Source organism: Mycobacterium gordonae (assembly GCF_001417955.2).
In the GTDB taxonomy this organism is placed as follows: Bacteria; Actinomycetota; Actinomycetes; order Mycobacteriales; family Mycobacteriaceae; genus Mycobacterium; species Mycobacterium gordonae_B.
On record NZ_LKTM01000377.1, the window covers coordinates 1 to 26,370 of the forward strand.

General features: G+C 64.8%; 26 protein-coding genes and 1 pseudogene. 15 read left to right on the forward strand and 12 right to left on the reverse strand.

The genetic code is table 11. The features are described 5' to 3' along the window. Positions 1-63: 63 nt before the first annotated feature. Complete coding sequence (locus AO501_RS32230; protein ID WP_055581627.1) at positions 64-513, reverse strand: alpha/beta fold hydrolase; 450 nt, start codon at positions 511-513, stop codon at positions 64-66. A gap of 509 nt (positions 514-1,022) precedes the next feature. On the opposite strand from AO501_RS32230, the gene AO501_RS32235 reads away from it, so the two are divergent. The 4 genes from AO501_RS32235 to AO501_RS32250 are packed head-to-tail and all read left to right on the forward strand — an operon-like array spanning position 1,023 to position 4,510. Continuing rightward, positions 1,023-1,418: a helix-turn-helix domain-containing protein gene (locus AO501_RS32235; protein WP_231752691.1), complete on the forward strand. Its 396-nt coding sequence runs from the start codon at positions 1,023-1,025 to the stop codon at positions 1,416-1,418. Continuing rightward, positions 1,381-1,911, forward strand: coding sequence for a hypothetical protein (locus AO501_RS32240; protein WP_231752687.1), 531 nt, complete (start codon positions 1,381-1,383; stop codon positions 1,909-1,911). Before AO501_RS32235 ends, AO501_RS32240 begins: the two co-directional genes overlap by 38 nt. Before the next feature lie 44 nt (positions 1,912-1,955). After that, complete coding sequence (locus tag AO501_RS32245; protein WP_133450223.1) at positions 1,956-3,119, forward strand: MAB_1171c family putative transporter; 1,164 nt, start codon at positions 1,956-1,958, stop codon at positions 3,117-3,119. Further along, on the forward strand, positions 3,041-4,510 hold the full coding sequence (locus tag AO501_RS32250) for a cytochrome P450 (protein WP_231752688.1): 1,470 nt from the start codon (positions 3,041-3,043) through the stop codon (positions 4,508-4,510). Before AO501_RS32245 ends, AO501_RS32250 begins: the two co-directional genes overlap by 79 nt. 1,429 nt (positions 4,511-5,939) lie before the next feature. Here AO501_RS32250 and AO501_RS32255 read toward each other — a convergent pair. From AO501_RS32255 to AO501_RS32265, 3 genes are all read right to left on the reverse strand, one after another. Continuing rightward, positions 5,940-6,836 (reverse strand): ParB/RepB/Spo0J family partition protein, encoded by an 897-nt coding sequence (locus AO501_RS32255; protein WP_055581630.1) that lies wholly within the window; start codon positions 6,834-6,836, stop codon positions 5,940-5,942. After that, entirely contained in the window at positions 6,836-7,552 is a 717-nt protein-coding gene (locus AO501_RS32260; RefSeq protein WP_055581631.1) for a ParA family protein, read from the reverse strand. Before AO501_RS32260 ends, AO501_RS32255 begins: the two co-directional genes overlap by 1 nt. Before the next feature lie 1,115 nt (positions 7,553-8,667). Continuing rightward, positions 8,668-9,006 (reverse strand): ArsR family transcriptional regulator, encoded by a 339-nt coding sequence (locus tag AO501_RS32265; protein ID WP_231752689.1) that lies wholly within the window; start codon positions 9,004-9,006, stop codon positions 8,668-8,670. A gap of 127 nt (positions 9,007-9,133) precedes the next feature. Between AO501_RS32265 and AO501_RS32270 the strand changes: the two genes are divergently transcribed. Further along, complete coding sequence (locus AO501_RS32270; RefSeq protein ID WP_055581633.1) at positions 9,134-9,439, forward strand: hypothetical protein; 306 nt, start codon at positions 9,134-9,136, stop codon at positions 9,437-9,439. A gap of 352 nt (positions 9,440-9,791) precedes the next feature. On the opposite strand, the gene AO501_RS32275 is transcribed toward AO501_RS32270, so the two are convergent. Together AO501_RS32275 and AO501_RS32280 are read right to left on the reverse strand one after the other, a co-directional pair. Beyond that, a complete protein-coding gene (locus AO501_RS32275; RefSeq protein ID WP_055581634.1) occupies positions 9,792-11,690 on the reverse strand; it encodes a hypothetical protein in 1,899 nt (632 codons plus the stop codon). 1 nt (position 11,691) lies between these two features. Then, positions 11,692-12,387: a WhiB family transcriptional regulator gene (locus AO501_RS32280; RefSeq protein ID WP_055581635.1), complete on the reverse strand. Its 696-nt coding sequence runs from the start codon at positions 12,385-12,387 to the stop codon at positions 11,692-11,694. An 847-nt stretch (positions 12,388-13,234) separates the two neighbouring features. Here AO501_RS32280 and AO501_RS32285 point away from each other — a divergent pair. The 5 genes from AO501_RS32285 to AO501_RS32305 all read left to right on the forward strand — a co-directional run bounded on the left by AO501_RS32285 (position 13,235) and on the right by AO501_RS32305 (position 17,255). Then, the gene (locus AO501_RS32285; RefSeq protein ID WP_055581636.1) at positions 13,235-14,485 is read left to right on the forward strand and encodes a DUF4226 domain-containing protein; all 1,251 of its coding nucleotides are present in this window, start codon (positions 13,235-13,237) and stop codon (positions 14,483-14,485) included. Further along, complete coding sequence (locus AO501_RS32290) at positions 14,486-14,797, forward strand: hypothetical protein (protein ID WP_055581637.1); 312 nt, start codon at positions 14,486-14,488, stop codon at positions 14,795-14,797. Between the two features lie 80 nt (positions 14,798-14,877). Then, positions 14,878-15,183, forward strand: coding sequence for a type VII secretion target (locus AO501_RS32295; RefSeq protein WP_156452903.1), 306 nt, complete (start codon positions 14,878-14,880; stop codon positions 15,181-15,183). 16 nt (positions 15,184-15,199) lie between these two features. Continuing rightward, complete coding sequence (locus AO501_RS32300) at positions 15,200-16,933, forward strand: PE family protein (RefSeq protein ID WP_082658971.1); 1,734 nt, start codon at positions 15,200-15,202, stop codon at positions 16,931-16,933. Next, a complete protein-coding gene (locus AO501_RS32305) occupies positions 16,920-17,255 on the forward strand; it encodes a hypothetical protein (protein WP_055581640.1) in 336 nt (111 codons plus the stop codon). The genes AO501_RS32300 and AO501_RS32305 overlap by 14 nt, the downstream gene beginning before the upstream one ends. A 32-nt stretch (positions 17,256-17,287) precedes the next feature. On the opposite strand, the gene AO501_RS38555 is transcribed toward AO501_RS32305, so the two are convergent. The 6 genes and pseudogenes from AO501_RS38555 to AO501_RS40925 all read right to left on the reverse strand — a co-directional run. Next, positions 17,288-17,665, reverse strand: coding sequence for a hypothetical protein (locus AO501_RS38555; RefSeq protein WP_063892970.1), 378 nt, complete (start codon positions 17,663-17,665; stop codon positions 17,288-17,290). Beyond that, positions 17,662-18,456 (reverse strand): hypothetical protein, encoded by a 795-nt coding sequence (locus tag AO501_RS36605; RefSeq protein ID WP_063892971.1) that lies wholly within the window; start codon positions 18,454-18,456, stop codon positions 17,662-17,664. The genes AO501_RS38555 and AO501_RS36605 overlap by 4 nt, the downstream gene beginning before the upstream one ends. A gap of 348 nt (positions 18,457-18,804) precedes the next feature. Next, positions 18,805-19,008 (reverse strand): toxin-antitoxin system, encoded by a 204-nt coding sequence (locus tag AO501_RS36610; RefSeq protein ID WP_082658974.1) that lies wholly within the window; start codon positions 19,006-19,008, stop codon positions 18,805-18,807. A gap of 112 nt (positions 19,009-19,120) precedes the next feature. Then, a complete protein-coding gene (locus AO501_RS32320; protein ID WP_133450227.1) occupies positions 19,121-19,393 on the reverse strand; it encodes a hypothetical protein in 273 nt (90 codons plus the stop codon). Between the two features lie 26 nt (positions 19,394-19,419). Beyond that, positions 19,420-19,590 (reverse strand): hypothetical protein, encoded by a 171-nt coding sequence (locus AO501_RS39880; protein WP_231752690.1) that lies wholly within the window; start codon positions 19,588-19,590, stop codon positions 19,420-19,422. A gap of 6 nt (positions 19,591-19,596) precedes the next feature. Next, positions 19,597-19,761, reverse strand: a pseudogene (locus AO501_RS40925) (WhiB family transcriptional regulator); the annotation flags it as partial. Positions 19,762-19,997: 236 nt separating this feature from the next. Between AO501_RS40925 and AO501_RS32330 the strand changes: the two are divergent. From AO501_RS32330 to AO501_RS32350, 5 genes are all read left to right on the forward strand, one after another. Next, entirely contained in the window at positions 19,998-20,675 is a 678-nt protein-coding gene (locus tag AO501_RS32330; RefSeq protein WP_133450229.1) for a helix-turn-helix domain-containing protein, read from the forward strand. A gap of 35 nt (positions 20,676-20,710) precedes the next feature. Then, on the forward strand, positions 20,711-21,412 hold the full coding sequence (locus AO501_RS32335) for a hypothetical protein (RefSeq protein WP_133450230.1): 702 nt from the start codon (positions 20,711-20,713) through the stop codon (positions 21,410-21,412). A 3,037-nt stretch (positions 21,413-24,449) separates the two neighbouring features. Then, complete coding sequence (locus tag AO501_RS32345; RefSeq protein WP_055581647.1) at positions 24,450-25,175, forward strand: hypothetical protein; 726 nt, start codon at positions 24,450-24,452, stop codon at positions 25,173-25,175. A 336-nt stretch (positions 25,176-25,511) separates the two neighbouring features. Next, a complete protein-coding gene (locus AO501_RS36615) occupies positions 25,512-25,745 on the forward strand; it encodes a DUF2510 domain-containing protein (protein WP_082658973.1) in 234 nt (77 codons plus the stop codon). Positions 25,746-25,769: 24 nt separating this feature from the next. Then, complete coding sequence (locus tag AO501_RS32350; RefSeq protein ID WP_055581648.1) at positions 25,770-26,090, forward strand: hypothetical protein; 321 nt, start codon at positions 25,770-25,772, stop codon at positions 26,088-26,090. Positions 26,091-26,370 lie beyond the last annotated feature (280 nt).

The window sequence follows — 26,370 nt, forward strand, 5'->3', positions numbered from 1 at the left end:
TCAGCGCAACGGCGTAACATCACCCACCGAAGCCAGAAGCTCCGAAGGACCATTTACACCGGATTACGGACGCCACCGGACCAAACTGCTGGCGGCGCCATCCCATATTGAGGCAATTTCTAGTGCAATCCGCGTCCCGGCGCTCCAGCCGAGCAGCTTCGCGCCGGACACGCCGAAGTGAGCGAGTACTTCCAGCCCGTCACGCACCTGACGATCCATCAGATGCCGCAATGACTGGGCGTCGTGATACACGCCCGGCAGTTCACGGGACTCCCATGTGATCACACGGAACGCTCCGGCCAGCCGATGGGCAAGGGGGCGAACGAACTCAACCGACATTCCCGGCGCGTTGCACAGAAGTATCGCTGACGCCGCGTCGGGACCGGCGGTGTAGACGTGCAACCGCTCCCCATCGGATGCCGTGAACAGGCTGCAGGAAAGGCCGTGATGGGCGCGAAAATAGCTTTCGTAGAACTCTATTCGTGACTCGTCGGGCACCGATTCTGAGTCCATCTGCGTCTCGCTTGGCACTGTCATCGTCGATTCTGCCCGCGTCGTCCTGAATGGAAACCTTCGTTGTGTCGGAAGAAGGGATTGCGTACGTGTCAGCTCTAGCCACTCATCACGTTGGATGCGCGCCACATGGGAATCCTTTGTCAACACAACACATCCCCCATCTTGGCGGCTATTTGACGCGTTAAGGCTGTCAGCCGGGCTTGGCAGGCGTCGTCGCTGGTCGCCGCTGACTTCCATCAATCTGTGTACTTGACCTAGTTCATACCATATACTCACATAAATGCAAGCGATTGTGCCGCAGCCGCTGCCACCGTCCGGCCCAGTCCTGGGCGTCAGTCCGCAGAGAGACTTCCACCCGGAACTGGGACGATGTCGTGTAGTAACCTCAGTTTATGCGAGGGGGCGTGGAGCGAAACGAGAGTAGATTGACTGACCCTGTGCACCGTGATTCGGCTACAGGCGAGGTCACTGAACTGGCGACCAAGCTCAACAAGCTGTTCGACATCATGCGCAAGCCCACCGAACCGCCGTTGTCCAACGCTGCAGCCGCGGAAGCCATCACGAAACACACCGGTGTGTCGATCAGTGCCGCCTACGTGTGGCAGCTGCGCACGGGCGCCAAGAACAATCCGACTGTCCAGCACCTTCGGGCGATCGCCGAGTTCTTTGGGGTCTCACCGTCATATTTGATCGACCCTGGTATCGATCCGCAGATTGACGCGCAACTCAATCTGCTGCAGGCCTTGCGGGACAGTGGCGTGCGCGACCTGGCGATGCGCGCCCACGGATTGACGACCGAGTCCCTCAATAGCTTGGCGGCGATGGCCGATCACGTGCGCCAACTCGAACAGCTGCCGCCGGTCGATGTCTCTCCTCGAGGGCCAGATCATGGCAGCGACTAACGCTGATCTGCTTACCCTGGCGCGTCAATTGCCGATCCCTGTGCCATGGGATCGGCGAACGTTCGTCGAAAATTTTGCGCATCAGCGTGGCCGCCCCATCCGGCTGATCCCGACTGACACCGCAGCCTTCATCGACAGCCCCTGCGGCCTGTGGCTGATCAAAGATGATGAAGACATCATCGTTCATGAGGCGGGGACAACCGACTACCACATTGATCAAATTGTCTGCCACGAGATTGGCCACATGGTCCTTGAACATCGCAGCGGGCCACGCGAGGGCAACAGGGTAGGGCCGACTGCGATCGCCGAACTGTGCCGCTCCATCCTCCCCGACCTCGAGCCAGCCCTGATACGGACGGTCCTGGGGCGCACGGACTACGCCGACGAGCAGGAACGGGACGCCGAACGGTTTGCTTCGGTATTGATGCTTGCCGCCGCCGAGGCAGCGCAAAGCCAATCGATGATGCGTAGCGCCTTCCTTCATCGGCGATGATTTCTAGCGTCCCAGCCGTCATTGCCTGGCCCGTCATCGTGACCATGGCGGTCTTGCTCGTCGGGCGTTACTGGCTGTGTAGGACCAACAGCTACGACACCTATTACAACAACTTGATGGCATTCGTCCTCGTGGCCCAACTTCTGCGCGAGGGCAGCGTCGAAGACATCCTGTCTCGAGGCGCCCTCATGTCGCCGACTACCGCCCAACAAATGGCTTTCGTCGCAATGGTTTTCGCCAGCACCGAACTCATCGGCTTCACGATGCTGTGGAATGGGCTGCCACCAGAGCAAGCACGCCGTCAACACCGTTACTACCGGGCGGCGGCCATCATTTCGTGCATCTGCTTTCTAGTTGCCGCTACCCGTGCCCGCTTGGCCGGCCAAACGCTGGAAGTCTCCGGCGGTTGGGATGCGATCTGGGCATGGGTATTCTACTTGATCATCCTGCTCGTGATGGCCGCAAGATTTGTCTGGATGTTTGCCAACGAACTCAAGAGGGCCAGCAACAGACGCGAGCGCCTGCTGGCCGCCAGCGGCCTGACGCTGGGCACGATGACTGCCCTCGGTTGCCTGGAAGCGCTGATATCAGCGTTGACCGATCAACTCGGTTGGACAAGCACTGTGATGTTCCGACTGTGGCTGCACGGCTTCGAATACTTCGGTATCGCAGTGTTTGTCTACGTCCTGGGCGCAATTCCACTTGTCGTGAGACTGCTCTCCCGCTTGGGCCTAGATCCCGTCAGCCGCAGTAGCCGAAAGTTGCAGCCACTATGGCGTGCGATGACATCAGTGGTTCCCGAGAGCAGATTCAACATCGAGCAGGTAGATCCGGGCGGGCGGATCACTACCCTGGCACTGCACCAAACAGTGATCGAAATTCGCGACGCCTTTCTGCGGCTGCGCCCCTACTTCGGCGAAGTCGATCCGCGGGAGGTCGCAACGTTCCTCTCGACGCATTCAGTACCGACCCGACGCTGCGGCGCAGCGACTCAGGCCTTCCAGTTGGCGTGTGCCGCGAGGGCTCGCAGCGCGGGACTCACACCCAAGTCCCCCAGTGCTGTAACGGTGCTCGGATCGCCGTCAACAACCCTCGACGGCGAGGTCGCAGCCTTGGTGAAGGTGGCAAAATGGTGGACCCTTGCGTGGGCTGCCACTCAGAGGCGCACCGCACCGATCCCATCGACGAAAGCAGGCACGCCCGCATGATCGCGGACACTCCCCCGTCAACCAGGGATTCTTCTCGCTTTCAGTTCCCTGTCCTCGGTAATTACCGCACGATCGATTTCACCAAGCCGGTCCAAGACGTTACCGATCGGCTGCGTGAACTGGGCAGCGGCATGATCGAGCAACCGTTCGCCGCCCAGCCGGTCATCTTTGTCGCTGACACCGCCCTCGTCGCGGAAGTCAACGACGAAACCCATTGGGAAAAACACGTCGGACCTTCATTGGACCGACTGCGATCGGTGCTCGGCGACGGATTATTCACCGCGTACAACCACGAACCGAATTGGCGGCGAGCGCATAACCTGCTTGTACCGCTGTTCACCAGGGCAGCGATGAGTCGCTATCACAGCGACATGGTCAACACTGTGCGCGAACTGATCGACGGGTGGAACACCAAAAGCCGTGTCCGCGCCTGGATCAGTGTTCCCGCTGACGCCAACCGACTGACCCTGGAAATCATCAGCCGCGTCGCCATGGGGCACTCATTCAACAACCTGAGCAATCCCCGGGAACGGCAAAAGCCGTTCCTGGCAATGCTGCTCCGCGAACTTGCTTACGCGGACCGCCACACGGTCGATATCTCTGACGAGCGAAAAAGTCAGCACGTCTCAGACAAGACCGAGATGCGCCGAGAGGTCGACAGGATCGTCAAAGACCGCAGCAGGGACCCCGCCACCCAGGGGAATGGCGACATCTTGCACTCACTGCTGCACAATAGAGACCCCGACACTGGTGAACAGCTCGACCAGGCCACCGTCATCAACGAACTGCTCACTTTTCTCGTCGTCGGAAGCGAAACCTCGGCTAACGCAATCGCTTTCGCTCTGCACGTTCTGTCCAGCAATCCTGACATCGCTGCCCGGGCCCGCGCCGAGATCGACGCACGCTGGCCCGAACCCGGCTTTCCCGAGATCGGTTTTGGGGATGTGCACCAATTGCAATACCTGCGCTGCATCGTTGACGAAACATTACGACTGTGGCCCGCGGCCCCCGGCTATTTCCGCCAGGCCCGCCACGACACCACGATCGGTAATGGAAAACACCACTTCCGGACCGGCGACTGGGTATTCGTCCACCTCATTGCTGCACATCGCTCCGATGCCTGGGGACCTGATGCCGCCGAATTCAATCCCGACCGGTTCCTTAGCGAAAACCTGCGCAGACTTCCACCGCGCACCTACCGGCCCTTCGGAACAGGTCCCCGCGCGTGCATCGGTCGCGCATTCGCACTCCACGAGATCCTTGTGACCCTCGCTGCCGTCCTGCACCAATTCGACCTCGAACCCTCGCCGGACTACCGGCTCGCCGCTGCTGAGGCCATGACCCTCAAACCGCTCAACTTGCAACTGCGCCTTCACCGCCGGCGCGTGTGACATCGGCAAGTCAACCGTGGAGATTCTCAGTCAGCTTCGAGATGGGTGAATTGGTGTGCTGCGTCGAAGGGTCGCTAGATAGCTGTCCGCCGATCCGCTGTTCGGCCGGCCATGTGATGGCTGTTGGACGGCCACCGCAGCAGAGAACTTCCGGGGGCGGTGGAGTTACCCTTGGCCGCGATTCAGACGTCGTCACTACTTAGCGCAGATTCCGGCGCGGTGGTGACCACCACTACCTCCTCGTCGAGCCGAGGCACTGCCGCATAGCGACAGCTCGGCGGCCCACACTGGCCGACAAACTCCGCAGACCGCGGATTAAGCGCCCCTGGCGCACCACCAGCACTGCCCCCTTCTAACCAACGCCGCTCCCCCAGCGCTCCCTGTCCCTGTCCCTGTCCCATGACGAGCGTTCGTCGTTCTGTCCCGGCTGTCGCACGGTCTGGTCTCTGGTACCCCGCCCGTGCCCTCGGGTGCCCATGCTGGGCGTGAGCGCTCATGGCGCATAGGTATCAACGGCTGAACACCACGCGCAGACGCGCGGCCGCGCAGCCAACCACACGGCTTCCAATGACGCCGACCCGTCACGCACTGACGTCTGCGGCAATAGGCCCCCACCAAGCTTGCGTTGCGCCGCCCCCCTCACACTTACTGCCACGCAGGTCACTATCCCGTACAGTGCGATGCCGAAATAGCTTGTCGCTGAGAGTATTCCGCACCCGCCGTCCTCTGTGCGCCCAGGGTTAACGTTGCCAGTTTTCCGCGGAAAACTGGCTCACCGGCGATGAGCTCACCGTGGCACAAATCACTGGCTCTGCGCCCCCACGGTGGCCGCGTCCCATCATCTCGTCGCGCCGCCGATGGACCCGCGTTGCTTTGAGTCCTCACCTGTCACCAGGGTGGCCCCCTCCCCCGTCGTACCCGGGATGTCGCCACACATCGCATTGCTACGGTTCCTAATCTATCCGGCCATAGGGCGAACGTTGGAACGCCGGCAGCCAGGCGAGTGTTCCCTCACGCAAACAGCAGCCCAGGACACTGCTGATCTCGCGCCGCAACGCCTGCGCCTTCCCGTGCCGCTGCTACCAGCTTCCCCGATCACGTCGCGGCCGCACCAGCTCGAAGATCGATTGGTGACCTTTGCCGGTCGAACCCGGTTCACACCGAGGTACGCCCACCCGATGAAGTCGCAACCGATCAACATCAAGGCCAGGCCACGCACATTGCGGTGCGGCCGTCCCAAGCCGTTCAGTCGCGGTGCCGAACCCAGAACCGGCCCCCGACACTCGATTACTCGCAAACCCGGTTTACCGGTCGCCCGATGGCGCCGGCACGATCAGCTTGTGGCCACCTCATCGGTCCGGACACTTGCCTGGCGCAACCGATTGCCAGCGCGACCTTTGAGGTAACACTGCGCGCTTCGGGGTCGAAGCTAAGCGTGCCTCAACAGTTTTCGCAGCTGGTGGACAAGGGTTTTGGCACCGGCGTCACCGAGCTGGTCTCGCAGCGCGGCGGCCAACTCGTCGGGTGCGGTGTCGAATTTGTGCAGGGCTTTGCTAATTGACCGCGACGTGCGCGACGTCGCCTCTCCCCCACCCCGCCCGTTGCCCTCGGCGCAAGACTTTCCGCCGTCGGCGTCGGTCTCCCGACCCTCTCCGCGGCGGTCCCTGACCGCCGTCCAGCGCGTCACCTGCTGTTCCAGCGGCACCCGCGCCAGCGACCTCGCCTCCCTGATCGCCAAATCACCCCTGCGGGTGGCCTCCTGCAGGGCCGGCGCGAGTTTGAGCAGCGCGCGCCGCTGCGAAACCCATGTCTTACTCTTGCGAAGATGATCGGCCGCGGCGTCGGCGCTGCCGTATTCGCTTACTAGGCTCTCCACCGCTTTGGCCTCCTCAATGACGTCGAACCCGGACCGGTCGACGTTCTCGGATATCACGGCGGTCAGCAGCGTCGCCCGGTCCTTGGCTAGCTCGTCCTTGACCACGACGTCGAGTTCGGGACGGCCGAACTTGTGGGCGGCAGCGAGGCGACGGTTGCCAATAACGACCACCCAACGCGCCGAGATGCTGGTCTCGGGGTAGAGCTTTTCGAAGGCGCCGCGGGTGACCACTACCGCCGGTTGAAGCTGGAACTCGGCTATGGATGCCAGTTCGTCTAGATCACCGACCGAATCGCGGGGGTTGTGCGGATTGGCGATCAGGTCACGTAGTGGTACTGATCGCGTGACCGGCGGTCGCGGACCGGTCGGCCGCGCCTCGCCGTCGACTGAGGAATTGTCGCCGACCGCCTCGACGAGTCCGTCGAAGGTCTTCACACCACCGCGGGCCATTACCGGACACCCACCAGGCTGAGTTCGTCGGCGAGTTCGTAGAAGTCGGAGGCGGCGTTAGCCGCCGTGCCGCTTTGCCTGTACTGCGTGACAACCACGCCCTCGTTGGAGGCATTGGTGTGGATCTTGTAGTGACGCACGACCGTCTTGGCAAGCGGCCAACCCTGGCTCCGCACGAACTTTTGCGTCTGGTCCAGCCAGTGCCCGCCGTCGCGTGGATCCCAGTCGTTAATGAACACCCGGTAGGGGATACCGCGCGGTTGAAGGATTTTGCGGATCGTACGAGCCGTCGGGTCGAAACACATGGGTGCGGTCAGCATCGGGACGATCGCTTCGTCAGTGACGTCCAGGACGGTGCGCAAGGCATCGGCGGAGTACCCGTCGCCCAACCCGTCGCCAGTGGAGTCCGGATCGAGGTCGAACCAGCCGGCGGTGTCGACGTAGACCTCGGCAATGCCGGGGAGGTCGTTGAGTTGACGTAGCCACTCAAGCGGATCGTCGTGAGCTTGCACGAGATGAAAGGGGAGCGCATCAACCCGATTGGCCCACCATTTGGCCGAACCCTGAGGGTCGATCGACACCGCAGCGACCGGCGAGGGCGCGTCAGCGGGGAGGGTGGCCATCAGCTTTTCGGCTCGCACCGCCGCCAGATTGACGGTCACAGTGCTTTTGCCGACACCGCCTTTCTGGTTCAAAATTGTCACAACTCTTGTCATGGGAATGAGACCTTTACCTTCTGCGGCCGCGACTGCGGCCGGCCCGAGATCAACTCCCTAGAGGGTACGATCTGCGCACACATCCAGCATGGCCGACACGCTGACGTTGCGTGAACTATAGTCAGTTTTCCGCGGAAAACTTCGCGCGCACTGACGCGGACGCACGTTGGCAATCCAGCGTCTGATGAGTAGGGTTTCCCACGGGCAGTGGTCTTGACCTGCGGTTATTGTTGAGAGTTGGCCCAGTTTTCCGCGGAAAACTACGGGCCTTCTTCTGAGTAAGTGGGTTGCCGGGGCGGCACCTGTGCGGTCCGACTGCGGCACTCCTCGCGGGGACCTTGCGTCGGCCGCTGGGCAACTTGTGGGTCACTGCGACTGGTCGGCTGTTGGCCGGCGTTATTCGATCGGGCGCAATAACCCCGGAGTGCGATCACGGGTGCCGAGTGTTGGCGGATATCGCTCGGCCTGCGGGGGAGTGGCCGCCACGGCGAAGGGTGCAGCGAGCATTGGTGAGGGCTCCCGTTTGGCGCTGTGGCCGTCGCGGGTCAGCCGCTCTTCAAGCTGGCGGCACTAACCCGCCGCGGCCGGGGTTATGCCAGCCCGCCACGCCGATGAAGTTTCTGCTGAATGGCTTTCTGGACGCCGCGGCAATGGGCTGATCCCCGTAGGCAGTCGCCGTGTCCCCGACAATCCCGGAATCCGGCACGATCGCGGCGCTCGGACGCTCGCTGTCGAGTTGAGGCCTGGCAGCGCCTCAAAGTCGAGCGCTTCAGCCAGCCCGCCACGCGCACTGCGTTGTCTCGGCTAGCGCATGACGCGCTCGTCGAGGGACCCGAGCGTGGCAGTTGGGCGCCGTATTCGGCCCCGCCCGTGGCAATGGGTCCAGATCGTCGCATCCAGCCCGACAGTGATCGGCGATTGGGGGCGGCTTGGCGCGCCGGGACCCAACGCGTCGTTTGGAACAGTGGCTGGCCTGACGAGTGGCCAACGAACATGCGGGCCGACCACGACTTAGTTTGCCGCACCAGCCATCGTCAAACCGGTCATTTGGCGCGCCGCATTCGGGCGCGCCGAGGTCCGCATCGTCCGTACACGACGGCCGTTTGTTACGGTAACTAATGGTCTGCGGTTGGCCTCTGGTCGAGCTGCGCTTCCTCGCGCAGCGCGCGGGTCAGCAGCTCGAGCGCGAACGCCCAGGCGGCGCTGGCTTCTCGCCGGTAATAAACGCGGTCGCCGATTCCTGAGATCCGCGTCACCAGTCCGGCTGCCAGAAGGCTGTTTAGGGGGCCCTGCAGCGAACTTTGGGCCCGCAGTCGCAAACTTTCCACCAAGTCAGTGGGGTTGACAACACCGTCCTCGCTTTGCGCGATTGCCGCCATAAGTGCTAGCCGGTGCCGTTGTCCGAACACCGCGGCGGAGAGTTCCTGCACCCTCTCCGAGTGGGCGTACGACACGCCTCACATGCTATTACGCAATCTACGTTACATGGTACTAGTTACCGGTATTCTGTTACGAGGATTGCGTTATAGCAGCTCAAGCCTCCGGTCGGCTTGATCAACGCTGAAAGGGGAACCGGATCTCATGAGCCAAACAGCTCGTACACCTCGAACCGGCGCGAGCCACCAGGGCGAGGCGCTGCGCCGCAAGAAACGTCAGGGATCTGAAACCCGCAGTATGGGAGCACGGCTTCAGCTTCGCTATGACCCGGACAAGCTCCAAGAACTGGAAGCGGCGGCCGGCAGTGACTTGAACAACCTCATTAGGCGGTGCGGCGACCTTCTTACCGAATTGCTGCCGATCGCTGAGCAGCGGGGGCTGGATCCCGTCGACCTGATCCGTCGCACGGCCTACCAACTTCTCGAAACCCGGGAGCAGCTCTCCGCCTGAACGCGCGCCGGGGCCCGAATATCGGCGCCGACTCTGGGTGATCGGCTTAGCGGCCCGCTGGGGTGAGTTGCTAACGCAGATCGCCGGCCACCGTGCCGTTCTGTCGCCTACGAGTCGCGTCCTGCCACTCAGTAGCACCGTTAGCTGGGGCTCGTACGCTTCGTCAAACCCGAAGTCAACAAACGATACCTACGGGCAAGTCAGACGTAGGTGGGGCGATGGCGGCGGACATGCGAGCCCCCGCAACATCATCGAGCCGGCCGTGTCATCTCACCCCAACGTAAGTGAAGGGCACGTGCAGTTGGGCGGTATGTGGTCGTCCCGACACCGTACGAGTGGTCGGCTGCGGACTTCACCTCGCCGAGAACACCAGCTTGGCGCCCAGGAGGTCGCTGAGTAGCTCGATGGCTCGTTGCTCTTGATCAACGGTGGGGGGCCCGGTAGCCAAGACCGCCGCAAGATACTCCTGCCGATCGGATTCATCTGGTACCTCCGCGATTACGTCGAAGGCTGCACCCCGTCGTCTCGCGTGGTTGCGAGCTTCTTCCCGGATTTCCAGCCAGGCGTGCCAATCGGCGCGTTGGCGCTGGTGGCGGGCGATGCGGGTGGCGCGCAGTTCGTTGAGGCGGTGAGCCGCGGCGATCTGGTCCAGGCTGGTCGGTCCCGGCGCCACGGTGCCGTGGGTCCGGGTAATCAGTCCCGCGGTAGCCAGCGCCGCCAGCGTGGTGTAGCCGCTACTAGAGCCGACGTGAGCGGCAGCGAAGACCTCTGAGGGTGTATTGAGCCGGCGGTGGACGATGAGCTCGTAGACGCGCCGGTGACGGTGTCCGACGACTTTCCACGCCAGATGGACGTCCTCAACGCGGGTTACCGCGACCGCCCGTTCAGGGATGTGCAACACATTCTGACGGGTCAGCGCGTAGTAGTCAGGCTCGCGACCCTGGGCGACGCGAGTGCGCACCAAGGGAGAGCCAGGCAGATCCCGGGTGTCACGGAGAAACTGCCAGACAGTGGTCTCCGCGATGAGTCCGGCGGCCACAGACAACGACCGTCCCCCGACTCCCACCACCGGAACCCCGTTAATGACCTGCCCAGCGCGCACCGCATAGCTCGCCAGCGCCTGGTACACCGCCGCCCCAATCCACCGGTAGGGGTGGCCGGGGTACTCACGTTCGATCCAGGCGACAGCGTTCGCCAGCCACCGCCGATGGAGCTCGGGGCCCCTGCCCACCCCCCGTGTGTGAACTTTTAGATCTTGTGCGCAGACTGGCCGGAAATTGGGGGCGTTTGCAGCGGCCCAGGTCAGGGCTTTATGGAAATCGCGGGTCAGGGCGGCTTGGGCGTTGGCGTGATAGCGGCGATAGGCGCCTCCCAGGCCGGTGTGCCAGGGTCTGCCCGGGGTGATCAGGGCCGCGATGGTGGTCAGGCTGTGGCCGTGCAGCGCTGCGTGGGCGAGGACGGACTGGCGGGCTTCGGAGTGGCTTGGCCAGGTGGTGTCGGGCGGCAAGACGCCGGTGGCGGCGTATGCAGTGATGCGGGCCGGGAGGTCACCGGCGCGTGTGTGTTCCGGCGCCAGACGGGCGTGACCGCCGGTGCCGATGATCGCCGCACCGGGTAAGACGGTGGCCGGGTTGCGGCCGCGGCCAGGTAAGGGCGCCAGCGCGCCCAGGAGCAGGTTGAGCCGCGGGAGCAGGGCTGGATCGGAGCGCTGTGTGAAGGCTTCGACGGCGGCGCTGAGGGGTCCGTCGAGACGCCGGTGGCCCCCGCCGCGACAAGGGGAGCCCGGTGCGGTGATGCAGCCGGTTTTGGGGTTGGTCATGGGCGTCTTGTCGAGGCTGGGTAGGCGCGCTTCTAGCAGCCGCAGCAGCGGGAGCAGTTCCTCGACGGTGGCCGAAGTGCCGACGGCCAGCGGGACCAGGATGTGGCGTCCACCGCTGGTGGAGCGGTCGGTGACGGCGCGCCCGCCGGCTTCGGTGATCCAGGTCAGGGCGCGGGTGAAGTCGGCGTCTACGGTGGCCGGTTCGTGGCGTTTGGTATCGAAGTCCAGTGCCAGGACCTGGGTGCGTCCGTACAGGTAGAGCGCGACGGCCGCGGGCTGGCGGGGCAGCCGGGTGCTCAGGGGGGCGCTGCGATCGAATTTGCCGGTGGCGGCGTTCCAGGTCCGCACCGTGGGGCGGGCCGCTAGCAGCGGGGCCAGCGTTTTCCAGGTAGCGGCGGGGTCGCAGGCCAGAGCGCTGGAGGTGGCGGGCACGTCAGGCGGAGGGGGTAAGCCGCGGGGTAGCGAGCGGGCGCAGGCGCCCCCGGGTATCGAGGTGCACCCAGTGGCGTTGGCGCCACCACAGCGCGACGGTGCTCGCGCAGCTGCGGGGGTCAAGGATGTAGCCGAGGTCCAGCGCGGTCGGCAGGGCGGTGTGCTCGATGAGGTCGATGCAGTTGGCGCAGGCGGCAAGGGCTTCGGCGGGGCTGCTCAGTAGGCTGATGGCGCGGCGGCGGCGGCGAGGGAAGACAGCGGTCTGTGTGTAGGTGCAGGCCGGTGCCATGATCTCGCAGTGCCCGCTAGCGCGTGCGGTGATCAGCGCGGCGACCGCGGGTGGCGCACCCGCGGTGCACAGGGCACCGACGCGGCGTACCCGTGCCGCCCGCATCGCTTTCGGCGAGACAACCGGGCCTTCGACAACCGGGCCTTGGAGCGCACCTTGCTGGGTGGTGGATGGGTCAGGGTGCGGCAGGGCCAGCAGTTGTGATTTGTCAGCGAAGTCACCGTCGATCCAGACCCCCGCCCACATGCCGTAGGCGGGTCGTGTGCGCCGTGCCTCGGCTGCACAGTGGGCGAGGGCCGGGCAGGTGCGGCAGGCGCGCGCGGTGTGGCCGCGGCTGCTCGGGTCGAGCCAGTCGGCGGGGTTCTGGGCGCACGGTGTGCCTGGGTAACGTCGGATCTTGTGGTTCACGAGGGTGTCCTCTATCGTGAAACCTGCCTGGCTAGGCGTGGTTTCTGCTTGTCGGAAGCCCAAATCCGGAGTCGCTAGCTCCGGTGGCAGGTGTCCCCGCTTCGGCGGGGATTTCTGCTTCGGGGGCCTATGAAGTTGTGCATCCTCTGATGGGACCGGATCGCCCTCCTATTACCGGTGAACGTGGTGTCGGTGGGACAAGAGTGGCACGAGTGCGCGGTATACCGCGCACGACACGCCGCGCGGTATACCGCGCACATGCTGTGGTGGGGCACGGTTCTCACACCGTAACCGGCATGCACCGGCCCAGACCACAACGGCAGCAAACTGTTTCCCGGCATGCACGAGCCGCAGGGCCCTGTCGCGGCTAAGGGCCTGAAATTGGTCAGGGTGACCTCGCTACTCTTTCGAACGCGACCGATCTGGGTCGGCGAGCCCGCTGGGATTGACCCCATCCCGTTTGTGACGTCCAGGTGCATCAGCGCCATCGCCGCCTGCTGTAGGAGCGTCGCGAATTGGTGTGCCTCGCCCGTCGCTTTGGGGTCGACCCCGGCGGTAGCGTTTTTTCAGTCAGTGCGTGGATGTCTGTGATCAGGCGGAAGTAGGGGAGCCGGTGGGATTTTTGGAGGATTTGGAGGACCTTCTCCGCCCGGTTCTTGCTGGTGTCGACGCAATTTTCGGCGACGACGACGATCGGCGGCCGCCGCGTGAGCGGGCCCGGGATGTGGTGCCTCGGGGGTGGGTAGGTGGGCCGCCGCACGTTGCGAGGCCGCCTTGGGACGCCTCGGGTGGGTTGCACTGGGGGGCGGATCAGGCGGGTGGAGCGTACCGGCAGAGCAGCGGGGCGGTGGCAGCTACCGATGAGAAATTAGCCAAGCTGCTTAAAGAGATCTTCACGACCAACGACGAAACACGGGCTCGGGTCGGTGAGCTGGTCGCCGGTATTCAGGCTGCTCATCAGAAAATCATGACCGATCCGGCGATGTCGAAAGACCCTCAGGCACTGTCGTTGTTCAACACGATGCTGGATCAGCATTTGGCCGAGATTCAGCGCCTACTCAACAGCGCCAAGGTGGACAGCAAGAGGCAGGCCGAATTGCTGGCCGCGCTGGGCGATGAGTACCGCGAGACCAGCGGTGAGTCCCGCAAGGGTCCCGCGGATGGCAGTAGGGGCGGGCCAGGCGGTGCCGATGCCGCTGGTTCTGGTAGCGGTGGCGGAGCCGATGGTGGCGGAGCCGCTGGCGGAGGTGCGGGTGTTGACCCGGGGGCCGGCGCGACCGGTGGGGTGACTGATCCTCTGGCAGGAATGGGCGGATTGCCTGGGATGATGAGTGATCCGTCGTCAATGCTGGGCCCGGCGTTGGGGGCTTTGGGTTCGCTGCCCGGGATGTTGGGTGGGGCGGGAGGTTCCTTGCCGATGGATGCATTGGGTGCGCTGGCGCCACTAGCGGGGGCGATGAGCAGCCACGCTGGCAGCGGTGAGGGGCTCAACGACGGCGAGTCCCATGAGCGCGGCGAGCCTGCTGATTTCGTTGATGACCATCATGGTCACGAAGAGAAATCTGAGGTCGCCGAGGGCCACGGCAAAAGTGACAGTGATACGAAGGCCGACGCCGCGGTAGGGGGAAGCGCGGGTGCGCAGCCGGCCGCACACCCCGCAGATGCGGCGGCCGCACCGGCCAGCGCGCCGGGAGGCGATGGGAGTCTGGTGGTGCAAATGCCTGATGGCACGCCGGTGAGCACGACGTCCGCGCAACACGCCGCGGTGGTGCGCGCGGTACTCAATGGGGCCTCGGTCACTGATGCGTGGAAGCCGTATGCGCAGCTGCCCCCCCCAGGGACGCCGGTGACGGCGCCAACGGATCCCAGCCATCTGGTGCCTGGTCAGGTCGCTCAGTGCAAAAGTCGCGAGCCAATCATTTACATGGGGAATGGCAAGATTTGGCTCGATGGACAGCTTCAACCGCAGAGCGCATTGCCCGCCGGAGAATTTCTGGGGTGGGAGGACCCGACCCAGTTCGGTACGGGCACAACGACGCACGTACCCGCAGCGGCGGCGCCCGGTGTGTCGGCGCCGACTGTTGCAGCGGGTGCCTAAATGTATGTCGATGGAGCGAGGATCACGGTGATCAATGAGATCGTCGAGTGGTCCCGCGATGGTGCGCTGATGGTCAAGATGTCCGACGAGTCTGGCCTTGATGTGCAGGTGCAGCTGGAGCCGGCTGCGACGTCGTGGCCGGCTGAGGTGCTGGCTGATCGCATTGCACGGTTGCACCGGTTGGCGCTGATGCAGTTACGCGCCCAGGCGCGGGTGCGTAGCGGCGAGGAGTCCGGCGCGCAATGGTCGGTGACCGCGGGCTATCCGAGTGTGGCCGAGGTGCAGGAGTACCGGCAGACGATCGATTTTTGACTGGTCGCGGCCCAGACATGGGGCGGCGCAGCGCTTTAAGGTTGATGAATACGCAGTTCAGAGACCGGAGGTACCTGCCAGTGGCCAACGATGTGTCGGTAAATTACGACGAGTGGGACCAGCACGCGCAATGGTGGGAAAGCGAAGCTCCCCGCGTCCGGGAGATGCTTGACGCCAGTCCGGAAACCTTGGAACGGGCCCGGTCGATGTTCGGGCGGATCGGCTCGTCGACGGTGGGCGCAGCGTTGCAGGAGGTGCTACAGGCTCGCGCGGAGGCCGGCCATACGCTTGGTCGCTACTGCGAGGAGGTGGCCGGACACATTAACCGCAGCGTCGCCACTTACCGTGACGCTGAGGAGCGCAACCAGCGCACGCTGAGCACCTGAGCACGGGGTTGCGGCGGTGTCGGACTCGGTGCGGGTAGACCCAGGGACGCTCAGGGGTGCGGCCGGGCAGACTGGTGCCGTAGCGCACGCGGCGCTCCCGCACACCGACCAGGTGCAGCCGTGCGCGCCCGATCATGTGTCGGTGGCCGCGAGTTCCCGGTTCAGTGCCGCGGTCAGTGTGGCCCGCCGCTACACCACGATCGCCAACGCGCTGGCCCAGCGCTACGGGGTCATGTTGCAGACCAGCGCCGCGACCTACGACGCTCAAGAGTCGGTATCGGCGGCGAGCTTAGGCATCGGTGGAGCCGGGCCGGTGCCTGCATCGACACCCATTCCTTGGGTGGATATCGATGCTGTCGCTACTCGGGTGGGCGGCGGCGGGGTGTCGGCGCCGGCTGGTGAGGTGCCGGCCGCGCCGCGCGACATCGCGCGGCTAATTGAGGCCGGCCGCACCGGTGGGGGGATGCAGGCGTGGCAGGCGGTGGAGACCAGCTTGCGTAGCGAGGCCGGGCAGCTCGAGCAGGCCGCCGCCCAGTTGGGGGCGGCGATCGCGGCGACCGAGGCTAGTTGGGATGCGGCCAGTGCGCAGGCGGCGACTGCGCGGTTACGCACCTTGCAGGCCTGGTATGAGGGCCATGCGCGCCACGTCGCGGGCTTGGCGCAGCAGGCATCGACGCATGTGCAGAATTTTCAACGCGCGAGCACCGCGATCCCGACTTACCGGCAAGTGGTGGCGGGGGAGCGCGAGTTGCAGACAGCGGTGCAGGCCAATATCGCGGCTGGGGGGATGCGCCGCGAGGCGGTCGTGCACGCCCAGGTGAAGGTCGCCGGCCTGTATCAGGCCTCGACCGCGGGGTTTAGCAGCTACAGTTTCGCCGAGGCGGTGCCAGGTCCTGGCCCGGGCGCGCCGGTGCCGCCGCCGGGAGCCGCACCGGACAGTCCTGATGTGCAGCGAGCTAAGGCCCCGGGTGGCACGCCGGTGACCACCAAGCCCGATCCCGCGGCCGCCGGCGCCCCGTTAGAGCCGGTGCAGCAAGGCCCGGCGGCGGGGGAGAGCATGCTCAGTGGTGGGCCGAGCTGGCCGCCGACCGACGTGGATCCGACACAAGGCGGTCGCCCCTTGCTGGAGACGGTGACTGACGTTGGTGCAGGAGCGGCGCCGATGCTGGTCCCGGGAATTATCGGCGGGGTGGTCGGCGGTCTTGGCGGTGTTCTGGGTGGGCTGGCGGGGCCGGCGGGCAAAGCGTTGCAAGGGGTCCAGCAGGCCACAGCGCCGATGATGAGTGGCCTAGGCCAACACCCCGGGGGTGGAGCACCGTCCGGTGGGCAGTCGCCACCAGAGTCCCCGGAATCGCTCGGCGAGCCAGAAGCGGGCTCTGGAATCGGCGGCAGCGGGGGCGGAGAGACCGCGCCGGCCAGTGACGGCGGGGCGATGGCCGCGCCCGCTCCGTTGGCTGCTGCCCCGGAGGCGGCGGCTCCCGCGCCGGCGCCGGCGGCGCCCGCAGCGGCGCCGGCATCGGCAGAACCGACCCCCGCGGTAGGGGCGATGGGGTCGATGTTGCCGCCGATGGGTGGGCGCGGCGGCAGCGGTTCGGGGCCGCACAACAAGCAGCTGTATCAGGACCGCAAGCTGCAGGTGGTGGTACCGCCGAACAGTGAGCCGGTCAAGAACCGTCGAGAAGGGCGTAACAAAGACGATGACAGAGAGCGCGATAAATCGCGCGGGCAGCAACCCAATGCCCGCAAGTGATGCTGACGCCGTCGCTGCGATCGAGAAGCAAATTGAGATGGTCCGCGCTGCGCTTGCTGAGTTCAACGCCGACTGCCAGCGCCGCGCCAACGAATTGGGGCCCTTCGGTGAGGAGGTCCAGGTGACTATTGAGCGAGATGGCTACATCGAGGACCTGTACATCGACCCGACCGTTTTGACTCGCTACACCCACATCGAGCTAGAGGATCTGATCACCGACGTGCTGCGCGGCGGTTCCGAGCGAATGTATACGGTCCTCAACGAGGCGTTTGACCAGCACATCGGGCCGGAGGATTCACCGGTGCGTGAACTGTTGCGGTAAACCCGCACCCGGCGCTTGAGTCGAGCCGCCAGTTATTCACGGCCTCTCGCGGGTACGCCGCGCCGCGCCGCCACATGCGCCTCAAACTGGGCGATCTGGGCGGCGATCTCCTGGGCGCGCCGCTGGGCCGACCGGGCCCGGATCAGCGCAAGCTGCTGGCCGACCTGAGTGCGACCCGGGCCGGCCAGCGCCTGGCGGGCAATGTCTCTGGCCTGGGCGGTCGCCGCCGGTTCGTCCTCGACGATGACCTCAGCGGCCCCGAATGACTCGGCGTAGCGGGCGTCGTCGTAGCAGGCCGGGCGCTGGTCTAGGTTGTCAGGGCCGTGCCAGGCCAGGATCGCCCCGAGTAGACCAATCGGTTTGTGGGGACTGTCCGCGATCCAGTGCCCCACGCCCAGCCAGTCGGTCACGAGCTGATTGAGGTCACGCGGGGTCCAGCCGTGGCGTGCGGGGCAGCCAACAGGCGCGCCCACGCGGCCGGGGTGTGCCGTTGGCACCACTGGGGCGCCGACGGATGGCTTCGCCAGGCTAGGGCCAGTGCCTGGCCTGCCTGGTCTGGGCCCCTGCGGCGCTGTGCGCCGCGTTGCCGGCGGCCGGTAGGCCGGCGGTGGGTGGTAGTGAGTTCAAGAGAAGGTTCTTGAAGAGATCGAAAACGACCACTACGTGGGTGGGGTGACACGCTGTGGATGATCGCGGTGAGCTGGCGGTTGTCGTGCAAGGCCCAGACCGAGGCCCAGCCGCGGGCGCGGTCTCCGACCCGCCAGGAGGCGAACCGCTCGGCGCGGGTACGTTGGCGGCCGCGCAGCACCTCAGTAGCGACTCCGAGTAGCCGCAGGGCCTCATCGGCGCGTTGCACCGTGCGCACGGTGTAGCAGGTGTCGCGGGCGAGCCGTTCGTTGGTGGGCCGGCAGTTACGGCCGGTGCGGTAATCGGCGTAGCGGGCCCGGGCGGCGGCGATGACGACGAGGGCGGTGCGGCTAATGCCGCCGTTGCACATCAGCGGGCGGATGTCAGCGTAGTGCAGGTCGTAGGCGATCGGCACGGTCCAGTGCGCCCACCGTGCCGCGTGCCCGCTCCAGCACGGCACGCCGCGGTAAGTGTCAGCACCCAGGTCGAGCAGGATCGCGGCTAGCGTGCCGGTGCTGAACTCGCGGCAGCCGTCCGCGATCAGGGCTGTGGCCCGGGGCCCTGTACGGGCCACACCGCGGCGCGGCCTTTGCGCAGTACACCCGCGATACGCACCAGCAGCGCTGTCCGCATGCGTCGAGGAGAAAAGTGGATCACGGTGCGCAGCAGAGCCTGGAACCGAGCCCAGATATGCGCTACCGTGAGACGAGACCTCCAAGTCACGTCCCTTTCAAGGGCAACGGGTGCGGACCCGGAACCGAGTTGGCGCTCGGTTCGAAGCCGTAAGACTGGGCCCCGCTTCGGCGGGGCCTGCGTCATGTCAAGAGAGTGGTTGTTTCCGCACCGCGATATTCAGCTGTCGTCATCTGCCCAGCCGCGCAAACTGTCGTTCAGTGGGACGGGTTTCTGCTGGGCTCCGCGATTACATCGCCAGGGGCATAACCTCTGGGTTCTTGTGGAGTTCGCGGACCAGACCCTCGCGGTCGTAGCGGCAGGCCAGGACGTCGGCGACGAGATGGGACATTCTGATGCCTCGCGCGGCGGCTCGGGCTTTGACGTCCTGGTGTACCTCTTCAACGGGGCGGCACAGGATGAGTTTGCGTTGACCCTCATATCGTTGAGCCACGGCGCGACCCTCAGGGATAGTGGGCATCGGACCCGTCGAGGCCTCGCGATGCTCTGGTAATGGCTCCACGTCCTCTACCTGCGATTTCTCGCTGTTCACGCCGAAACGTGTCTCAGTGACAGTCGGGGCGGGGGATTCGGGCTTCGGCGGGATGGGCATAGAGGTGCCCGATTAGTTCCAACCATTGGCAGGCATCTTCGCGGCGCGCGGTAAGAAGGTGCGTGGCGGGCATCAGCGCCGCTGGCGCGCCGACGCGGGCCAGCGCGGCACTCATGTAGAGCCGCCAATGGGTGTGACCGGGCGGCTTGTAGGCCCCACACAGCACCGAATCATCGGCATCCAGGAGCGTGATCCGCTGCGTGCCGTTCTCATCGACGCTCGACACGACCGGGCACACTTGGACCGCGGTACTCATGCCGCACCGGCGATACCACCGATTGGGAAGTCCTGGACAGCGAAGGGATCGGGCAGCGGCGCAACAGCGACATCGCCGATCTCCCAGCGTCGGCGCGCCTCGAACTGCTCAGCCAGGCGGGTGTAAACACCCGCGAGCTGCGTTGGGTACTGACCGGGCAACGACATCCCGCCCCAAATCCCGTGCGTTGCACCGGAAGCCACTGCGTTGTAACTGCAGCGTCCCCGAAATGGGCACTCCGCGCAGCGGGCGACGGCGCGCGATCTGCGGTTCGGGTTGAAAAACAATTCCGGATCCTCGCGACACGCCAGGTCCTGCTCGGTGTGGAACAGGCGCACCTCAGCGCGTAGCCGAGACGAATCCGACGGCCGGGGGGTGCGGGCGCTGGGGGGGGGTTGTCATGGAAAGTCCTCCTGTGCTTCGGTGCGGAAGGCCATCCGGCCACCGCCCCAGGGTTTCTTCACCAGCACCTCTTACCGGTGAATTACCGGTAATTTAGCACATTATTACCGGTTGTCTCGGTAAAAGTGGTAGCTTGTCGACAGGATCAATCCACGACAAAGGACCAGACGCCGTGGCAGCTGCACAGCGCGCTAAGGCCATCGGCGCACGTCAGAAACCGGTTCAGCGGATGAGTGCAAACGCAGACACCCGCCGACGCGAGGCCCACCGCCGCAACCAACCGGTGGTGAGGATGCAGTTATTTGCCGGTAAATCGGGCAAAATATCGCCCATGTCCTGGGCCACGCTCGGTATCGCAGTGCGCGATCGCCGCAACGAGCTGGGACTAAGCCAAGCCGACGTCACCACCCGGGGCGGCCCCTCCGTAGAAACCCTGCGGGCCATTGAGAACAACCGAGCTGGCCGTATGAGCCACAAGCTGCGCCGAGCCCTCGAACGCGCCATCGAGTGGGAAAGCGGCAGCGTCGAAGCCGTTCTCGACGGCAGCCCCCCGCGCCCACGGCCAACGGTCACCGCGAACGATGCGCGCATGGCATCACCAGTTACGGGACTACCGTCAGCACCCAATGCAGCCGAGCGTTTCGCCATGGCCGAACGCCTGATCAAAATGCGCCGCACCTTCGCCGCTCACTGCGACAGCATGCCGGAGACCGCACGCGCGGCGATCGAAGAAGACTTCGCCAATGCGGCACGTGAGATGGAAGACGCGATGGTGTGGATGCTGCCGTGGTTAGGCGAGGAGGAGCGAGCGGCAGCGATCCGCATCCTAAGCGAACTGCGCCTTGACTAACGTGGCCTGTCAGCCCACCCGGTTACGGTGCGGTCATGGTTAACATCCCAGGGATGCCGCCGCCCGCCGCCACAGCGAATCTGCCGGTTCGACGGCCGACGAACACGCCGGTACATGCTGGGGCCTACCACGGCGCACGTGGCACCGGTCGCGCAGCCCAATTCAGTTGGCAGCCACACACCCCGGCAGAACAATGGTGGCAGTACAGTCGCGACTGCGCGGCCGCGCTGCGGGCGGGCCTGCCCCCGGCGCCCATCGACGTCTACGGCCCGGTCCTGGAACTCGGCGAGCACGCACTGCTGAGCACCGAGATCGGCTACAGCCGATATTGCGGCACGGACTCTGCCTATTCACCCCTTCCCCTGATCGTCGCCGGCCGCCCGGCAGTCATGTTTGGAGCCCTCGCCGTGCAGGGCGCGCTCAACCACCGCCGCAAAGCGACCGCGGAGCGAAACGCGGCCCGGCAGTGGCGCTTTCACCAGACCAGCTCCGTCATCGTCACCACCGACCGACTGATCTGCAGTACCGTCCCGCACGGCCAGGTCAGTTTCTGGTTCGCCGCATGCACCGAGTTCCACCCCGACCTACACCACTGGACACTCACACTCGCCTTCGAATCAGCACCGCCCGTGCGGTTACAAGGCCACGCCGCTCCCGCCTTGAGCCTGTGGAGTGCTCAAGGAATCTTCGGAGACAGCGGGCTTGCCGACCCACGCCTAGCCCCGCTGGTGTCCTAAGCCACGACTTCGTTCACTGAGGGACAACGTCGAGGTTGCGCGCCAGCTTCGAACTTACGGGCAAATTGCGCGCAAGTTGGCAGTTATGGAGCTCTGGACGGCGGAACACGTGGCCCGCCACCGGCATGTGACGCCGGCGCGGCCTCAAACATGTTGAGTGGCAGCGGTTGTCGCCGAGGGAGGTCAATGGGATATCGGATCGTTGAGACTGCGGTGGGCTGGTTACTGTACGCCGGCGCAGATCAGCTCGGAACCTACGAAGGGCCGGGCGAGGTGATCTCTGCCGCAGCATTTGTGATGCAGAGGGGTGGTGACGATCCGGCCGGCACGTGGCAAAGGCAGTTGGACGCGAGCTACACCTGGGACAACACGAGTCTTGACTGACCGCGGCACGGCGGTCCTCGGTAGTAACCGCCCGAACTGCACAACGCGTGAATTAGAGGCACGCGAAGCGGCCGAATTAGTGCTGGTTGACCCACGTCTTGGGGCCTCATTCTCGGTAGGATCACCTCATGGCGCGAAATTTCCAGATGGATCCGCACGCAACGCGTTCGGGGTTGTCCAGTGCGGATGCCGCGTCCGCATCACAGCCAGGGTCAAGTGCAGGGGGCATGCGACTCGGCGGTTACGCGACCGCTCTGATGGGCGCAATTGCGGGCACGCAGACAATGCGCCAGGCAAAGGCGGAATTTCGGGTCGCCGCTGACATGACAAGTCGCGAGACCAGTGTCGCTGCGGTCGAGACCGCGGAGGCAGCCAACTCAGGCGCGCTGAGCGCGTAGGAGAGGACTTTGAGATGACGGCTACGACATCGTCGTCACCGTGGTCGCGGGAGGCTTCACCTTCGGTGACGCTACCTCCGCCCCCACCGCCGCCTCAGCCGCCGCCGGGACCACCCCACTACTTGGAGCCGCAATCGCGGCAGGCACGGGGTCGGCGCTGGGTGTGGGCAACCGTGGCGCTGTTATTTGTTGTTGCGGTGTCCGGAGGTGTAAGCGCGGCAGTTACCTACTTCACCCTTCACGGTGCGCGCCCCTCCTCGACTTCGGCGCCGGCCTCGGTCGCGGCGCCGACCGCAACAACGGTGGGACCGCGCTACAGTCCCGCCGAAGCAGCTGCCGCAAAGGACCATGTATGCCACGCTGTGGACGTCTCTGTGCGTGGCCAGGAGGGCCAGGGTGGGCTTCGCGTTGAAGGCAACCTCAACGTCCCGATGGTGCTTCGGGCCCTGAATAGCGCATCTGTGGTGCAAAATGCGCTCGTCCCGGCGGTACCGTCCGATATCGCAGCAGCCGCCCGAATTTATGTCAGCGCAACGCTTGATCAGACAACAGCAGCTATGGGGAACACGCCAACGTCGGAGGTGAATCGGCTCACCGACGTTAGAAACGATGCGATGTACAGCCTCCTCGACGCGTGTGGTCTTGCGAGATGAGGACTCATGGCGGCTGCGTCGGGATCGGGTGAAGTGCCGGAGTGGTGGTCTGAACGGAACAACAAACAAGCAGCGAAGCTGCTGAGGGTGTTCGATCAGTCGGCAACAACGCCTTTGGAACGCATGAGTGTGCCGTCCTTTCCTCAGGGGGGCGATCATCCGATTCCCCAGGGCATGTTCGTCGGGTTGTTGTTCTCGCCGCTTGTATGGCCGGTCGACTCGGAGACGGAGCTGGCGACAGAGGCCGAAGCCCTGGGACGGGAAGAGCGGTTCCATGAGCAGCAGGGGAACGAGGTGCACCGGCTTTCCCAGCAAGTGTTTAATGATTCTTGGACCGCTGGCGAGGGAGCGGAGGCCGCGGAAGCCGCATACAGGGCGATGGCTGCGGCCCGGTTCGATCAAGCTGACGTTGCGGGTTTTGCGAAGAAACTGGTGGCGCGGGTTTCCAGTGATGTCGAGCGCACCAAACGATGGATGCTCAGAGAAAACAGCGCCGCACACCAAGAAGTCCACGCGTTCTTGCGGAGCGGAACTGGTCAGTCAATCGCGCAGATAGCGGTGATCCTCAGCCAGCACCGGGCCATGATCCACACGTATTCCGCCGACCTACACGCCAACGTAGCCAACGACACGTTGTTATTTACGAACCAATTTCCACTAAGCCCTGAAGGCGGCCACGGACCGAAAACTGAACAAGCGGGCAATGGGACGGCGGGGGATTTATCGACAGATCCGACGGGTCCCACCCCCCCTGGGCCGGTAGGCAACGGAACTACTTCTGGCCAGTCGTCGGGCGGTACACCAGGCAGGGGAGGACCTTCAACTGCCCGGGGTGGCCCTGCATCTGAGCACTCAAGCGACGGCATTCCTTTCACCCCGCCGCGGCCGATGCCGAGTCCTCTGTCGTCGCTTGGCGGCGGCGGTTTACCTGGGTTGCCGAGTATGCCGGGTGGCGGGGGGGGTGTTCCTGGGTTTCCGATGTCGATGTTGCAGGGTTTGGGCAAATTCCCTGGGGCACCGGGTTTGCCGTCGACGGGTGGTTTGTCGTCTTCGGTGAGTCCTCCGCCAGCGCTGTCGTCTCTGGGTACAGATTTTGGGCGTGGTTTGGCCGCAGGCGCGACGGCCGCGGGCGCGGTGCCGGCTGCGCCGCCTCCTTCGGCTCCGCTGGCGCCGTTGATGGCGTCGCCGGTGGAAAGTACTTTTGCCGCGGCCGCGCCGACAGCGGCTCCTGTTGCCGCGCCTGTAGCTTCGGCGCCTGCGGCGGGTGTGCCTGGGTTGGCGGCGGGTAGTTTGGCGCCCTACGGATCGGTATTGCCGCCCGCAATGTCGACTGCGGCACCCGCTGGGGCGGGGGCCTCGGCGGCGTTATCGGCGCCGGCAGAGGGTGTGGTTTCTCCGGCAGGGAGCGCAAGCACTGCTGGTTTGATGCCGGTAAGTCGACGCAGTGTCGCTCAGGTGAGCCGGGATTCCGCAGAGACCGATTTGGCGTTGGCGCGTATGGCCGTGGCGGATTTGGCTGGGGCGGCGTGCGTGACGGACCCGGGCTTGGATTGGGCGGTTGCTGTTGGCCATAATCGGGCGACGGGAGCTACGTCATTGTGGGTGGCGACCAACGATGGGGCGTCCTATATTCCGCCGGGAGTGTTCGTTCGTAAGACGATGCCGATAGCGGCCTCGTTCAACGATGAGTTTGATACACGCTGGTTTGGGTGGGTCAATCCCGCCGACAAGGCGGTGCGGGCAGCGCGCGCGTTGGGTGATGAAGTGTCGGCGGTTGCTACGACGTGGGCGTGGCCGTCGGGATATCTGACGGATCATCCTGCGGTAGGTGAGATCGCGACAGGTGTGGCACCGTCGGGTCTGGACAGCCCTGCTTCGGAGCTGTTGGCGTCGCGGTCACACCGTTTGCAGACTGTGGATGCGGCACTGTATGCCAGTGTGAAGGCGGCCGATGAGTCGATGCTGCGCGATTATTGTCGAGAGTTGGTGCGGCGACTGGCTTTTAGTTGCATTGATGACGAGTTGTCGCCGGTTGCGCAGTCGGTGGCGCGCGCGTTGGTAGGGCGGCAGTGGCCTCGCGTTGAGGAGTGGGCGGCGTTGGGTGCGGAATATGACACCGCAGTGATATTGGCAGGCGCGCAACGTCCGGGTCTCGATGGGCTGGAAAATCCTGATCAGATGTTCAGTTACGCAAAGCTTTTCGTGCATTGTCGTCGTTTGGAGGCGTTGCTGTGCTGGGAACGGTACGGCGGTGATCTGGCGGATGTGGTGTACGCGGCGTGGGTGTGTGGTGTGCGTCTGGCACTGAGTGAGTTTGTCGCGACGTAGGCCATGCGGGGAGGTCGTGGAACTATTTGATGGGGTTGGGGAATCGCGATCAGGGGATGCGGGCGTTCATGTTTCCGTATTCGGTGCCGAGTGTGTCACTCGGAGCTTTGCTGCGCGTAACGATTCGCCCGAGCGTGACGCCGGACTTCAGCAAGGGCCGCGCTCACCGCAGCGGTGTTCCGCATCAAATCGGCGTCTGTGTGACTGTGATACTAGGCGCGGTCCATCGCTGACCGCGCTCACTGAAATTCCCTACCGACGCTCATCGATGGTGAGATGCGCCAGTCAGGCGAATCGGCTCCGGAGGAGCAGTGCGCCGCGTAATGTCCGAGGCCTATGACGTGTCACGTCCCGCCGGGCTGGTATCCGGATCCATCGCGTGCTCACGTTTGGCGATGGTGGGACGGGCGCGGTTGGACTGTTCACCGGGCCGCGGGCCGGCCGGCCTCGAATGGTCGGGTTGATCGGCGCCAGCATCCGCGATTGTCTGCGCTGGAATTGGTCGCTTTGGTGTTTTACGGGTTCGTCTTCGGTGGCCTCGCCCTAGGGTTCGCGATCGAGGGTCGATAGCGTGCGGTCGCGGGTGTCGCGATCATGGCTGCTGCTGTCGCCGTGCCGGCCGGGCTTCTGGCGTGGGGGGTGCGGCGGGCAGGGCGCCGCGGCAAATATCACGCGCGGCACCGCCGATACGAAGCAGCGTTGGCGGAACACGCGGACCAGGAGCACCAGGCCATGATGCGCGGCGATATCGAGGCCGGCGTGTTCGGAGCGTTCCCGCCTCCACAGTTGAACCGCAATGATCTGCCTGACGCCGATCACCTGCGGCAGCGGGCGTGGCAACCAGATCTCGGCGGTTCGGCGCCACCGATAACTGTGCGTTGTGTCGAGGTGATCGGGAGTGGGCTGTCGCGCTGACGGGCTCGTTCATCCAGGCGATCGCCTGCGCGGCGCGCAGTTCTTGCAGCGCCGCTACCGGTGTCTGCGGTGATGGGAGCCTTTGATAGGCACGAACGGAGTGTAAAGCCGGTGTTGCACCGCGGATCTCTGTTGAATAGGTCGCGGTGCGTTGTGGTCGGGGGGTTTTGGGGCGGTTAGTTTTGGTGGGTGAGTATTGGGGAGTTTGTGGCCGGTGTGGATCGGTTGCTGACTCGCGGGCATGGGTTGTTTCCGGCTGGTGGCGCGGGTAGGGGTGGGG

Coding starts and splice junctions, on each gene's coding strand:
- AO501_RS32290 (WP_055581637.1), top strand. CDS start 14,486: ATGTATGTCGATGGAGCGAGGATCACGGTGATCAATGAGATCGTCGAG.
- AO501_RS32250 (WP_231752688.1), top strand. CDS start 3,041: ATGGTGGACCCTTGCGTGGGCTGCCACTCAGAGGCGCACCGCACCGAT.
- AO501_RS32270 (WP_055581633.1), top strand. CDS start 9,134: ATGAGCCAAACAGCTCGTACACCTCGAACCGGCGCGAGCCACCAGGGC.
- AO501_RS32230 (WP_055581627.1), bottom strand. CDS start 513: ATGGACTCAGAATCGGTGCCCGACGAGTCACGAATAGAGTTCTACGAA.
- AO501_RS32305 (WP_055581640.1), top strand. CDS start 16,920: ATGCCCGCAAGTGATGCTGACGCCGTCGCTGCGATCGAGAAGCAAATT.
- AO501_RS39880 (WP_231752690.1), bottom strand. CDS start 19,590: ATGTCGTTGCCCGGTCAGTACCCAACGCAGCTCGCGGGTGTTTACACC.
- AO501_RS32335 (WP_133450230.1), top strand. CDS start 20,711: ATGGTTAACATCCCAGGGATGCCGCCGCCCGCCGCCACAGCGAATCTG.
- AO501_RS36615 (WP_082658973.1), top strand. CDS start 25,512: ATGACGTGTCACGTCCCGCCGGGCTGGTATCCGGATCCATCGCGTGCT.
- AO501_RS32235 (WP_231752691.1), top strand. CDS start 1,023: ATGCGCAAGCCCACCGAACCGCCGTTGTCCAACGCTGCAGCCGCGGAA.
- AO501_RS32240 (WP_231752687.1), top strand. CDS start 1,381: ATGTCTCTCCTCGAGGGCCAGATCATGGCAGCGACTAACGCTGATCTG.
- AO501_RS32350 (WP_055581648.1), top strand. CDS start 25,770: ATGGCTGCTGCTGTCGCCGTGCCGGCCGGGCTTCTGGCGTGGGGGGTG.
- AO501_RS32255 (WP_055581630.1), bottom strand. CDS start 6,836: ATGGCCCGCGGTGGTGTGAAGACCTTCGACGGACTCGTCGAGGCGGTC.
- AO501_RS32260 (WP_055581631.1), bottom strand. CDS start 7,552: ATGACAAGAGTTGTGACAATTTTGAACCAGAAAGGCGGTGTCGGCAAA.
- AO501_RS32245 (WP_133450223.1), top strand. CDS start 1,956: ATGGCGGTCTTGCTCGTCGGGCGTTACTGGCTGTGTAGGACCAACAGC.